This window comes from Psychrobacter sp. 219-2-C (genome assembly GCF_049560815.1).
Taxonomy (GTDB): Bacteria; Pseudomonadota; Gammaproteobacteria; order Pseudomonadales; family Moraxellaceae; genus Psychrobacter; species Psychrobacter faecalis.
In genome coordinates this window covers 1,475,310-1,488,719 of the sequence record NZ_CP186933.1, presented here as the reverse complement: position 1 = coordinate 1,488,719, position 13,410 = coordinate 1,475,310, and the positions used below count along the sequence as shown (strand labels likewise).

The 13,410-nt window shown below is 42.9% G+C and carries 12 protein-coding genes; 11 read left to right on the top strand and 1 reads right to left on the bottom strand.

The features are described 5' to 3' along the window. Positions 1-148: 148 nt before the first annotated feature. The 4 genes from ACPEGP_RS05960 to ACPEGP_RS05945 all read left to right on the top strand — a co-directional run bounded on the left by ACPEGP_RS05960 (position 149) and on the right by ACPEGP_RS05945 (position 1,424). A complete protein-coding gene (locus tag ACPEGP_RS05960; protein WP_180952588.1) occupies positions 149-319 on the top strand; it encodes a hypothetical protein in 171 nt (56 codons plus the stop codon). Positions 320-362: 43 nt separating this feature from the next. Beyond that, positions 363-614, top strand: coding sequence for a hypothetical protein (locus ACPEGP_RS05955; protein WP_102077667.1), 252 nt, complete (start codon positions 363-365; stop codon positions 612-614). 67 nt (positions 615-681) lie between these two features. Beyond that, positions 682-1,071: a hypothetical protein gene (locus ACPEGP_RS05950; protein WP_223808518.1), complete on the top strand. Its 390-nt coding sequence runs from the start codon at positions 682-684 to the stop codon at positions 1,069-1,071. Between the two features lie 92 nt (positions 1,072-1,163). Beyond that, positions 1,164-1,424, top strand: a complete 261-nt coding sequence (locus ACPEGP_RS05945) for a hypothetical protein (RefSeq protein WP_423812890.1) — start codon at positions 1,164-1,166, stop codon at positions 1,422-1,424. A 162-nt stretch (positions 1,425-1,586) separates the two neighbouring features. Here the strand turns inward: ACPEGP_RS05945 and ACPEGP_RS05940 are convergent, their stop codons facing one another. Next, on the bottom strand, positions 1,587-2,300 hold the full coding sequence (locus tag ACPEGP_RS05940; protein ID WP_423812889.1) for a tRNA-(ms[2]io[6]A)-hydroxylase: 714 nt from the start codon (positions 2,298-2,300) through the stop codon (positions 1,587-1,589). A gap of 572 nt (positions 2,301-2,872) precedes the next feature. On the opposite strand from ACPEGP_RS05940, the gene ACPEGP_RS05935 reads away from it, so the two are divergent. From ACPEGP_RS05935 to ACPEGP_RS05905, 7 genes are all read left to right on the top strand, one after another. Continuing rightward, positions 2,873-5,077: a malate synthase G gene (locus ACPEGP_RS05935; RefSeq protein ID WP_423812888.1), complete on the top strand. Its 2,205-nt coding sequence runs from the start codon at positions 2,873-2,875 to the stop codon at positions 5,075-5,077. Positions 5,078-5,604: 527 nt separating this feature from the next. Beyond that, positions 5,605-6,660, top strand: a complete 1,056-nt coding sequence (locus ACPEGP_RS05930; protein WP_423812887.1) for a porin — start codon at positions 5,605-5,607, stop codon at positions 6,658-6,660. A gap of 226 nt (positions 6,661-6,886) precedes the next feature. Continuing rightward, complete coding sequence (locus ACPEGP_RS05925; protein ID WP_423812886.1) at positions 6,887-8,521, top strand: CTP synthase; 1,635 nt, start codon at positions 6,887-6,889, stop codon at positions 8,519-8,521. A 246-nt stretch (positions 8,522-8,767) separates the two neighbouring features. Then, on the top strand, positions 8,768-9,643 hold the full coding sequence (kdsA, locus tag ACPEGP_RS05920; RefSeq protein WP_423812885.1) for a 3-deoxy-8-phosphooctulonate synthase: 876 nt from the start codon (positions 8,768-8,770) through the stop codon (positions 9,641-9,643). A 27-nt stretch (positions 9,644-9,670) separates the two neighbouring features. Further along, positions 9,671-9,925, top strand: a complete 255-nt coding sequence (locus ACPEGP_RS05915; RefSeq protein WP_068407125.1) for a hypothetical protein — start codon at positions 9,671-9,673, stop codon at positions 9,923-9,925. A 272-nt stretch (positions 9,926-10,197) separates the two neighbouring features. Then, entirely contained in the window at positions 10,198-10,422 is a 225-nt protein-coding gene (locus tag ACPEGP_RS05910; protein WP_068407122.1) for a heavy-metal-associated domain-containing protein, read from the top strand. A gap of 313 nt (positions 10,423-10,735) precedes the next feature. After that, positions 10,736-13,084: a heavy metal translocating P-type ATPase gene (locus tag ACPEGP_RS05905; RefSeq protein ID WP_423812884.1), complete on the top strand. Its 2,349-nt coding sequence runs from the start codon at positions 10,736-10,738 to the stop codon at positions 13,082-13,084. The last annotated feature ends 326 nt before the right edge of the window (positions 13,085-13,410 follow it).

Here is a 13,410-nt window from a genome sequence, read left to right as displayed (position 1 = left end):
TATTCTTATAATTAAGTTATACCTTGTCTCTGATAGCTGATAGACAGCAGTCTATATATCAATAATTTATAAAGAGCGAGCAAGGATAAGCTAATTATAGCTAGCACAATTTTATTATAAATAAATTATAAATAAGAGGAATTGCACCATGAGTAATACCAATAATGACACATCTGATGTAAAAAAAGCGGCAGAACAAGCAGATAGCCAACAAATCGAAAAAAACCTAACCGATAACAAGCAAGTCGATAAACCTGAAAATCTAAGCGAAGAGCAAAAAACGCCTTTTATCGAAGATGATTTGCGGACTGATAAATAATAAAACTAATCTGCTGCTCTACACCAAACGCGAGGGACACGCCATGAAAGACTTTACCCAACCTAATGATGAAGAACCGGTACTAATTGATGATCCAGCGGCATTAAAGCCAAAAAATCCTAAAGACAGTTACAAAGGTCGAAAGTACGAGCCGGATATTGATGGACCTGAGCAAGCATCACAGGAAACCGATGAAGTATATGTAGACCCACGTAAAGAAGAGGATTTGCCACCTGGTGGTAAAAACGTTGCTGATTTAAACGCTTATGACTTGTCTCAAAAGAATAATGAGTAAACGTGAGAACGATAAGCGAATTTACCATAACGATAAAAATAATAATTTAAAAAACAATAAGGACATTATGATGCAAGCCAAAGATATGCCAACCAAAGATCCTGAATTAACCAAAACTCGTATTCAGGAGACTGATATTCGAGAAACCGCTATTACAGAGAATGAGGTTCATTCATCTGTTGCTCATGATGAAATCGAAGACAATACTAGAGTCAATAAAGGAACCGATACCTTTAAAGAAGGTGTGATAGAAACAGAGCATGTAAACAAAAATGACAATCCTGCGCGTCAGCCAGATCGCCGCGATCAAGAAGGTAATGCTTTCGACGAAGGGGTAAATGAGCATACTATCATGCCTGAAGCGGCTAAAAGTACCGATATAAACGATTTAAATCGCTATGCCAATGTCGATAATGCGCAAACACGCGTACTAAATCCTGATGAAAAAGATTTCTAATAGTTAAGATGAAAGGTGCTTAGCGTGGCTAAGAGTGCTAGCAAATATAGATAGCTATTTTTTATATACTAATAATTATAAAGAGAAGGCCTATGACTATACAAAACGACAAGAACGTTAATGCTACGGACGTCAGTGATAGGAGCGTTGATATACCTCAGCAAAAGCGAAATCATTCAAAAGATAACCCCAATCTAAAAGATGCCGATGACAATAATGGTATTGTACCTGACGATGCCCTGCAAAAGGTCAATCCGGCAGAAGCAGAACGGTTGACGGATGACCACGATCCGCATCATGTGGTAAAAAATCACAAACAATATGATACTTCGATAACCGAAAGCGATAAATAATGGCTTTCAGGACAATAAAAGATTGAATAATATAAGAACTTGACAGTTTGTAATGTTGTTTTAGATTGCAGTATTTAAAAGGTTTAATCATTAGTGAGGTTTTATACGCTAACGGTTAAACCTTTTTTATTTCAAGTGAAAATTAATAAGATGCTTAGTTAATTAAGCAGGGTTACCACTATGAAAGCGTAGCTCGCTATCTGGACTTGATATCAGCTCTGCTTCAACTTCTTTAAAAAAGGCGACACGCTCGTCAATACTATCTTCAGCTAGTGATTGTGCTAATGCCAAATAATCTTCAAAATGGCGACTTTCTGATTTAAGTAAGTAGCGATAGTACTTCGCCAATCGTTTATCATTAATGACTTCCGCCAGCGCCGCAAAACGCTCACAAGAGCGCGCCTCGATAAATGCCCCAATAATTAAGACATCTACCATCGCGGCTGGCTCGTAAGTGCGTTTATGCTTGAGCATGCCTTTGGCATAACGTCCAGCGCTCAGATATTTCCATGCTTGCCCGCGCTCATTCATGATGCCGAGCACTTGCTCATAATGCAGCATCTCCTCGCGTATTAATTGTGCCAATTTGCGCTGTAAGTCATAAGAAAACTCATAACGAAAGATTAAATTCATCGCCGTACCAGCCGCTTTTTTTTCGCAGTTGGCATGGTCTTGAATGATTAACGGCAAATCCGCAAGGGCAGCATCGACCCAAGCCTGCGTGGTACGCGCGCCTAAAAACTCATAAATAGGCGATAGGTCTACTTTTAGTGGCGTTCTTAATTGGGCGATATCGACACTGTCTTCTTGAGAGCTGTCTTCGTCAGCGTCATTATTTTGAGTTAGCGTTGCAAGATTTTGGGTAGTAATAGTCATAGTTTTTCGGACTTTTTAAAGAGTAGATGTAAGGCAGTATTTATTAAACAATAATAAAAAGGCTTAAGAGTGAGAGCTATTATAACGACTATAACGACAAATATTTTTAATGGTGTTTGGCATTTCTGGCATGATAGATAATCAGGCAAGCTTGATACTTTCAAATGCTTTGGCTTAACAGATAACTATTAAGCATAATTTGATGTAGTAATGATTACTTACGGTTTATACATCATTTCAATTCTAGCGCTTAAGCAGACTATTTACCGCACCTAAGGCCATATAGGTTATAGGGTATCATTTATAGACAGCCTAAGTATTTACTTAGTGAATGGTCTTTCCTTGTTTATTTCATTATTTGATAGTAGGATGAGATTTTGCTTTTAGAATATCTTGTCTTACTATTATTATCAGTTAATAGCTAGCCAATCGGTATTATATCAACTATCCATGCCAGCGCAAAAAGTAACGCTTAGCGCCCTAGCATTGGCTTTGCACTGCACTAAGTAGTAGCAATATAGATAATAGCAATCCGGGATTAACACACTTCACGAACAGATAAGGATAACAATATGAGCCAGTCTTCTAACGCCAATCGTATTCAAAAGGGCATTCTTGCCATCGATAAGCAGATGTTCGATTTTATTGAAAACGAAGTGCTGCCGAAAGTCGGTGTTGATTCAGACAGCTATTGGTCAGGTTTTGAAAAGGTTATTAAAGAATTTACGCCACGTAATAAAGCGCTACTCGCGACCCGTGCCAAAATTCAGAAGCAAATTGACCAGTGGCATCTCGACAATCCTGCCAAAAATGGCGATATTGATTACCCAGCTTATAAAGCGTTTTTGCAAGAAATCGGCTACTTATTACCAGAAGGTGATGATTTCAAAGTCAGCACCCAAAACGTCGATGACGAGATTGCCCATATCGCAGGCCCGCAGTTGGTGGTACCAGTCCGTAACGCCCGCTATGCATTGAACGCAACCAACGCGCGTTGGGGTAGCTTGTACGACGCCTTGTACGGCACAGATGTCATCAGCGATGAAAACGGACAAGAAGCCAAAGGTGGCTATAACCCAACGCGCGGCGCCGCTGTCGTCGCCTATGCCAAAAAATTCTTAGATGAGAACTTTGCATTAGCATCAGGCTCATACACTGATGCTACTGGCTTTAAAGTTGTCGATGGTAAGCTTGAAGTTGTACAAGGTGACAGCAGCACTGAGCTAAAAGACGCTGCGAAATTTGTTGGATTTGTCGGTGAGGCAGAGCAGCCTACTGGTATTTTGTTAAAAAACAACAACCTACATGCTGAAATCCAAATCGATGGCAGCCATCCAGTGGGTAAAGACGACCCAGCTAACATTAAAGACGTATTACTTGAATCTGCTATCACGGCCATTCAAGATTGCGAAGACTCAATCGCTGCCGTTGATGCCGAAGAAAAAGTAGAAGTGTATCGTAACTGGTTTGGTTTGATGAATGGCGACTTGCAAGAAACCTTTGAAAAAGGCGGCAAAACTCGTACGCGTAAACAAAACCCAGACCGCGAATACACCACGCCAGATGGCGGCGCACTTATCTTACCAGGTCGCTCGCTACTATTGATTCGTAACGTTGGTCACTTAATGCAAAACCCGGCTATCTTGGTTGATTTGGGTAACGGTCAAGAAGAGATTTTTGAAGGCTTAATGGATGGTTTGATTACTCCGCTATTGTCTTTAAATGATTTAAAAGGTAAAAACGAGCTATCAAACTCGCGCAAGGGCTCGATGTATATCGTTAAGCCAAAAATGCACAGCCCTGAAGAAGTCAAAATGGCGAACGATTTGTTTAACGCCGCCGAAGATTTGTTAGGCTTAGAGCGTAATACTATTAAAATTGGTGTGATGGATGAAGAGCGCCGTATGACGGTTAACCTCAAAGAAGCTATTCGCCAAGCAAAAGAGCGCGTTATCTTTATCAATACGGGCTTCTTAGACCGTACGGGTGATGAGATGCACACCAGTATGAACGCCGGACCCTTTGTCCGTAAAGGCGATATGAAATCGCAAGCATGGCAGCCAGCTTATGAGCAGTGGAACGTCGATATCGGTTTAGAAACTGGCCTGCAAGGCCACGCTCAAATTGGTAAAGGCATGTGGGCGAAGCCTGACGAGATGAAAGAGATGATGGAAAGCAAAATCACCCATCCACAAGCAGGCGCTAGCACAGCTTGGGTACCATCACCAACGGGCGCTACTTTGCACAGCATGCATTACCATGAGGTCAATGTTGCCGACGTGCAAGACAGCTTAAAATCCCGTGAGCGTGCCAGCTTAGATGATATCTTGACCATTCCATTGGCTAAAGATAGCAACTGGACAGAAGAAGAGAAGCAGCAAGAGCTTGATAATAACGCTCAGGGTATCCTAGGTTATGTTGTACGCTGGGTAAACCAAGGTGTTGGCTGCTCTAAAGTGCCAGATATCAATGATGTAGGTCTAATGGAAGACCGTGCAACCTTGCGTATCTCAAGTCAGCATATCGCCAACTGGTTACATCACGGCGTGGTAAGCGAAGAACAAGTCATGGATACCATGAAGCGCATGGCAAAAGTCGTCGATGAGCAAAATGCGGGCGATAATGGCTATCAGCCAATGGCCAATAACTTCGATAATTCTTACGCCTTTAAAGCTGCCTGCGATTTGGTCTTTAAAGGTCGTGAGCAGCCAAGTGGTTACACTGAGCCATTATTGCATCAAGCGCGTTTAGACTTAAAAGCCAATACGCATTGTTAATTCCTTATTTGTAAAAGCCATTAAAGGGCTACTTATCCATGGTTAAGTAGTCCTTCAATACTTAGTATTACTCAAGCATATTTAAAGCAATGTATTTCTACTTTATTTATAAAAGTTACCCCTATTTGCCAATGACGAGTAGGGGTGTTTTTTTTGTTTTTATCTAAATAATCGTTAAACCTTAGGTTAAGCATGGGTTTAAGGATTTTTCGTCATAAAAGTCTCAAAAAATATGTTGCAAATTATGTCAAAGTTGTTATGCTTGTAATCGAAGTATGAGTTTGGTAACGGATGTTACACAACAGAGCGATAAAGACCAGTATTTACATGGCAGTTACGATTCTAATCCCAGTTATGTAAGTCATGGTTTTTTTCATCTTACGGTAATAGCACTTCGCCACACTTGTTTCTGACTAATCTCGGTAGCCAGTTACACATTATATCTTTGAGGATTTGTGACGATACCATATTGGGCACCGGCTAATAATAGCTCGCTCATTACTAAAATTGTAAAGTGGAGATACCCCATGAAAAAACTACTTTTAGCTACAGCAATCGCTGCCCTATCTGTATCTGCAGCTAATGCCGCACCAACTCTATATGGTAAAGCTTTTTTAGCTGCTGATTATGTTAATGCTGAGTTTGACGCCAATAACTATGATGAAGATACCATAGAAATCAACTCTCATGCTTCACGTATTGGTATCAAAGGCTCTGAAGCCATGACTGCTAATACTGATGTTATCTATCAGTTAGAGTACGGCACAAGCGTTGATGGTGATAAAGATGGTTTCACTAACCGTGACACCTATCTTGGTGTTGTCAACAAACAGTTTGGTGAATTCCGTGTTGGTAAAAACCAATCTACGTTAGACAGAATTAACAACGTTATCACTGCTGACAGCGGCTACTGGGATAACTTAGGTAATAATAAATTTGAAAATAACGTTGTTGAAGCGTTAAATATGGCTGATAGCAGACGTGTTAATAGTTCAATCATTTGGACTGCACCAAAATACGATGGTCTACCATTAGAAATCTCTGCAATGTACAACTCTGATGATCAGAATAACAATGATAATTCTGGCTTTGGCGTTGCAGCTATGTTTGATCAAGGCACAGGCTTCACCGCTGGTGTTGCTTATGATAAAGATACCAACATCGTTGGTGATATCATTCGTGGTACCGCAACTGTGGATCTAGGTAAATTCATGGCAGCTCCTGTTACTTTAGGTGCGCTATATCAAGTAGCTGATTATGATTACGATCGTGATACTAAGAAAGAAAAAGGTCTAATCGTTAGTGCGGCAATGCCTTTAACTAACTTTGCTCGTCCAGCTTCTATCTATGCACAGTACAACAAAACTGACAATTTAAACGGTTGGGATAATGCTGATTCAGACCAGATCGTAGTTGGTGGTAAATACTTCTTTAAAGACAACATGATCATGCATGCTTACGCTGGTGTGAACAACGCTGACAATGTTAGATCTGTGAATATCGACGGTGATAACGTAACTTATGGCCCTTATGGCGATGCGGAAGTATTCGTAGTAGGTACTGGTCTAGAATACAAATTCTAATCTAAACATTAGAATCTGATTATAGAAAACTCATCCTTCGGGGTGAGTTTTTTTGTTATGCCCTTTTTAAAGCGGCAGTGGCGTATAATAGTCATGCTTATGATAAATATGCACGGATGCGGGCGAAGCGCTAAAACGGAGTGTTTTAAAGAGTTTGTGCTTTTGCCCTATATTTTGTGGCGTATTTTTAGTAAAATCCTTCTTTACCAATTACCGACAGAGTACTATGACCAAGTTTATATTTGTGACCGGTGGGGTAGTGTCCTCACTAGGAAAAGGTATTACCGCAGCCTCTCTTGCCGCAGTGCTTGAAGCACGTGGCGTGAGCGTGACGATGACTAAAATGGATCCGTATATCAACGTCGATCCAGGTACGATGAGCCCATTTCAACATGGCGAAGTGTTCGTCACCGAAGACGGCGCTGAGACCGATTTGGATTTAGGCTACTATGAGCGCTTTTTACGCCATTCAAAGATGAGTAAGAGCAATAACTTTACCAGTGGCCGTATCTATCAGAACGTTTTGAATAAAGAGCGCCGCGGTGAATATTTGGGCGGTACGGTACAGGTGATTCCGCATATCACTGATGAAATCAAAAGTAAAATCCTTGCCAGTGGCCAAGGCTACGACATCGCCATTATCGAAATTGGCGGTACAGTTGGTGATATCGAGTCACTTCCTTTTATGGAAGCGGTACGCCAAATGCAAGTAGAGCTTGGACGCAATCGTGCCATGCTGATGCATTTAACGCTGGTGCCTTATATTGCCAGCGCGGGCGAAACCAAAACCAAGCCTACTCAGCATTCAGTAAAAGAGCTACGTTCTATCGGTCTGCAGCCAGATATCTTAATCTGTCGCTCTGACCACCATATTTCACCAGACAATCGCCGCAAGATTGCACTATTTACCAACGTCGAAGAGCGTGCGGTTATCATGTGTGAAGATGCGCAAAGTATTTATCAAATACCGCGCACCCTGCATGAGCAAGATCTTGATGATTTAATCTGTGAGCGCTTTGGTCTTGATGTACCAGAAGCGGATTTAAGCGATTGGGATAAAGTCGTCGAAGCTCAGCTCAACCCTGAAGCGGCAGTGACGGTTGCGATGGTAGGTAAGTATGTTGAATTGCCAGATGCTTATAAGTCTATTAACGAAGCTTTGCTACACGCTGGTATCACTCATAAAGCCGACGTCAAAATCGACTATATTGACGCTGAGCTGTTAGAAACCGATGATGCTTTATTTGCTCGTCTAAACGATGCCGATGCTATTTTAGTACCAGGCGGTTTTGGTGAGCGCGGTACCAATGGCAAAATGAAAGCCATTACCTATGCACGCGAAAACAACGTACCGTATCTTGGTATCTGCCTTGGTATGCAGCTGGCAGTGATTGAATATGCTCGTAATGTGCTACATATCGATGCCAATTCCTCTGAGTTCCATCGTACCGCGGCCGAGCCTATTATTGGTTTGATTACTGAGTGGTTGGATGAGCGCGGCGAATTGCAGATTCGTAGCGATGATTCAGACCTTGGTGGCACCATGCGTTTAGGTGCGCAGCAAGCGGAACTGGTTGCTGGTAGTAAGCTTGCGCAAATTTACGGTTCAACCAATATCACTGAGCGTCATCGCCATCGTTATGAGATGAATAATCGCTATATCGAGCCATTAGAGCAAGCAGGTATGACGATATCGGGTTATTCTGCTAAGCAGCATTTGGTTGAATCGGTTGAGATTCCTAACCATCCTTGGTTTGTCGCCGTACAGTTTCATCCTGAATTTACTAGCTCGCCACGCGGTGGTCATCCACTGTTTAACAGCTTTGTTAAAGCAGCAAGAAACTATAGTGATAATAAATAGTCGTTATCGCACAGCAGCTTAATAACTATAAAAAAGACTGATCTTCGGATGGGTCTTTTTTTTGGCTTTAATTCAGACTTTTCTAATGACATTTTTTATAGGTACAGCTTTTATATCAGGCAGTTAAAATTATCAATTACGCTTGGATACTTTTTTTCATTGAGCTATCGGTTACAATAGGAAAAGTCAGATGAATAAACGCTGTTGATAACGACAGTAAATAACAATAATGAGGGTCAGCACTTCATGGAACATTTATTAACCGCACAATCACATATCAAGCTCGATACGCCAAGTGGCAAGACGATTAATATCGGTAACGGCCAGCCGTTTGTCTTATTCGGTGGTATGAATGTTTTAGAGTCCAAAGAATTGGCGTTTGAGATTGCCGAGCAGTATGTGGATATCTGTCAGCGTTTGGGCATTGGCTATGTCTTTAAAGCCAGCTTTGATAAAGCCAACCGTTCAAGCTTACATTCATATCGCGGGCCGGGTCTAGAGCAGGGTATCGATTGGCTAGGGCAAATTAAAGAAAAATTCCAAGTACCGATTATCACTGACGTCCATGAACCTTATCAAGCAGCGCCGGTCGCTGAAGTTGCCGACATTATCCAGCTACCAGCGTTTTTATCGCGTCAGACTGACTTGGTGCACGCGATGGCAAAAACCGATGCGATTATTAATATCAAAAAGGCGCAGTTCTTAGCACCGCACGAGATGCGCCATATTGTCAATAAATGCCTTGAGGGCGGTAACGATAAGCTGATTTTGTGTGAGCGCGGCAGTGCCTTTGGCTATAACAATTTGGTCGTCGATATGCTGGGTTTTGATACCATGAAGCAGATGAATATCCCCGTGTTTTTTGATGTGACGCACAGTTTGCAGCAGCCGGGCGCGCGTAGTGACAGTGCTGGTGGTCGCCGTGAGCAAATCACCACCCTTGCTCGTGCAGGTATGGCGACAGGTTTGGCAGGTTTGTTTTTAGAGGCGCATCCAAACCCAGAAGTGGCGAAATGCGATGGCCCGTGTGCGTTGCGAACCAGTCAATTAGAGCCGTTTTTGCGTCAGCTTAAGCAGATTGATGAGTTGGTCAAAGGCTTTGAGGTATTGGATACGCATTAATGCTATAAACGACGAGGGGATAAGATCATGGCGATTAAAGTTGCACAAGTCAGTATCGAGAATATCGATGATACCGAAGGGTTTGAGAGCGTAATGACGGCGCTAAAAAACATTACCGGTGTCACAGAGATTGAGCTACAGCCTGAAAACAGAATGGCATTTATCCATTATGATGATACCAAAACGACGGTGCATGCGTTTGTTGCAGCAATTAGCATGGTCGATTACGTGACTCAACCGTTTCCTATCGATGCCCCGCAAAACCCGCGTTATCATGATTAACGTTTAGTGAGTGACTATTTACTGCGGTATTTTTAACGCTTGATAGTTTCATAAGCCATGTTTATACAAATTTCGTTTTTATAAAAATATTTGAAGCAACAACGCTTTAATAAACTTACAACCAAACGGACTTGTTGTTAACAGTAATACGGCTTATGCTAGTTGCATGCTGTATTGGTAATTAAGCGCATAAAGAGCATTATCAAAACAGTTTTTGCACATTATAAAAAATTCACTAATAAAAAATCCGTTATAAGAATAAGGAGCCTCTCATGGCAAACCAAACTAGAATTATTAATATCGATGGCATGACTTGTGGTGGTTGTGTGGCAAGCGTACATAAAGCAACTGACGGCATAGACGGCGTAGAGACAATCTCTGTTGATTTGGCTGATAATTTAGCGACCGTGACCTTTGATGACACTAAGACCACTATCGAGGAGATAGCTACTGCTATCGACGATGCAGGTTTCGATGCTACCGTTGCAAACTCTTAAGATTATTTGTATTTGTAAAAGAACCGGCTCTGATGGCTGGTTTTTTTAATGGCTAAAAAATAATGAGGCAGCAATAACTAACGTCTTTTTATTTATACGCCAATAGCTCTTGATGAGTTGCAACCATAGAAAAAGTTGAATTACCGCCAATCATAACCATTTAATATTTATCATCAGTAGGTTTAGAAAAGGGCGCTTCAAATACGCTTTCGTCTAACACCTTTATCAAGCTATTGAGTTTTTTTTTCGCGCAAACAAATGACTAAATATCTAAACGCTATCACGCGCTTTAACGCAATAACGAGTTCTCTCTATGAATGACGCTACCCGTACCGCTAACAATGACCCCTATGAAGTTGAGACTGATATCCAGTCAAATACGCCGCTTGCGCCCAAGCGTGCGCACCTGCAACTGGCGATTGAGGGGATGACATGTCAGGCTTGTGCGTCTCGCATCGAGAAGGTTCTTAATAAGAAGCCAGCGGTTTATGAGGTCAATGTCAACTTCGCTGGCGAGACGGCCAACGTCGATTATGATCCAACGCAAACCACACCTGAGCAGGTAACAGAGTGGGTGAATAAAACTGGTTTTGTGGCCAATTTGCAGGCGGCCGATAGTTTGTTTGCACAAACAGATGAGGATACCGCAACTGAGTATCCGTGGCGCTTGATTGCCCTATGGGTTTGTTTGCTACCGTTTTTAGTGGGTATGGCAGGCATGCTGGTTGGACAGGGTATGGCGTGGATGCCACCGGTTTGGATTCAGTTTATCTTAGCGACTATTGTCCAATTTGGGCTGGCATTGCCCTTTTACAAAAGTGCGTGGGCGTCTATCAAAGGTGGTCTTGCCAATATGGACGTATTGGTGGTCATTGGTACGGTAACCATTTGGGCGTATTCTACTTATTTATGGCTGACCCATGGCGATGGCACGTTAAGCAGCTTATTACAAAGCGGGCATGCAGGCGGACACGGACCAGCTGTTTATTTTGAAGCAGGGGTAATGGTTATTGCCTTTGTGCGTACGGGTAAGTATTTAGAGGAGCGCACCAAAAAGCACAGCTTAAACAGTATTGATTTATTATTATCCCTAACACCTGATGAGGTTGAGCAGCAACAGCCAAATGGTGATTTTCATAATGTCGCGCTACAAGCGGTGCAAGTAGGCGATATCCTGCGTGCCAAACAAGGCAGCCGTGTGGCAACCGATGGTGTCGTTATCAGCGGTGCTGGCTGGTGCGTTGAGAGTCATTTAACCGGCGAGTCCGTACCGCTTAAAAAAGAAGCAGGTGATGTACTGCTAGCAGGGGCGTTGGTCGAAAATGGCAGCTTACTCTATCGCGTCAGTGCGAAAGGCAGCGATACCAAGCTCGGTGATATGGTACAAGCGCTCAGCGATGCACAAGGCTCAAAGGCCAATTTAGCGCGCCTTGCTGATAGAGTAACGGCTATTTTTGTCCCTGTGGTAGTAACGATTGCCTTGGTTACTTTTGGGCTGACGTGGTGGCTAACGGGTATGGTTGATACTGCCTTAATGCATGCGGTGTCGGTGTTGGTCATTGCTTGCCCATGTGCGCTTGGGTTGGCAACGCCAGCGGCTATTATGGCCGGTATGGGTGTCGCCGCCCGTCATGGCGTTTGGTTCAAAGACGCGCAAAGCTTAGAGGCGGCAGGTAATATTGATACCGTGGTACTCGATAAAACGGGCACATTAACTATCGGTAAGCCAACCATCGTCGATCAGGTCATGGTGGATAAATCGCTTGCCGTCGATGATGTGCTGCAAATTGCTGCAAGTGTTGAGGCGCACGCCAGCCATCCTTTAGCGACGGCGTTGATTAACGCGGCTCAAGAGCGCAACTTGCCATTGATGACTGTCACTGATATCAGTGTCATCAAAGGTGCGGGCATACAGGCCAATATCGAAGGCTTAGGTGTGGTAAAAGTTGGTACGGCAGAGTTTGCTAATCTAACCCTGCCAAAACTGATGCCAAAAGTATGGCAAATTGCCAGTACTGTCGCCATTAGTATCAACGATGAGCCGCTAGGCGCGTTTGCGTTAGCTGACGATTTAAAAGACGACACGCCGCAGGCAATTACTGCGCTACAAGATGCGGGTATCAATGTCATTTTGATGAGTGGCGATAAGCAATCGGTCGTTGACCATGTGGCAGGGCAGTTAGGTATTGAGCAAGCGTACGGTAAAATGAGCCCACGTGATAAGGCGAGCCAAATTGCCCTGTTGCAGACGGCTGGTCACAAAGTGGCGATGGCGGGCGACGGCGTCAATGATGCGCCAGCAATGGCAACCGCCGATGCCAGCTTTGCGATGTTTGAGGGTACGGATGTCGCCCAGCATAGTGCCTCTGCACGCTTGATGGGTGAGTCGCTCATGCATATTGATGCGGCGCAAAAAATTGCCAATGCAACGGTGCGCAATATCAAGCAAAATTTATTCTTTGCTTTTATCTATAATTGCCTAGGTATTCCGCTTGCCGCTTTTGGTTTTTTAAATCCTATGATTGCCGCTGCAGCAATGGCGCTGAGCTCTATTTCGGTATTGATGAATGCGCTACGTCTGACGCGTTTCAAAACCGAGGTTGAGCTAAATAACACCGTCTCTAATACTCAGACTGACAGTAAGCGTTTAACAAAAACATAAATACCAAACCGCCTGTCATATCGTCGCTGTTAAGAGGGATTGCACCCCCTCTTTAATGGCTGATATTACAGGCTATATTTCATTTTATGGGCGCAAGTTGGGGTAAGATAAGGGAAGTTTGGCAAAATTTATGCTATGATGCCAAGCACGATAGCTGACAGTTAAAGTATTAGATGAAGCTTTAATAAGGCATGAAACCAGTCAATTATATGAATAGATATTGTTGGTTTTGCTATAAGTGCTATACGATATTTTGCTTTACCTTTTTTGTATTGTAGTTGCCGTTATTTATCCCTCAAACTTGGCATGACCATAGGAATTAACAG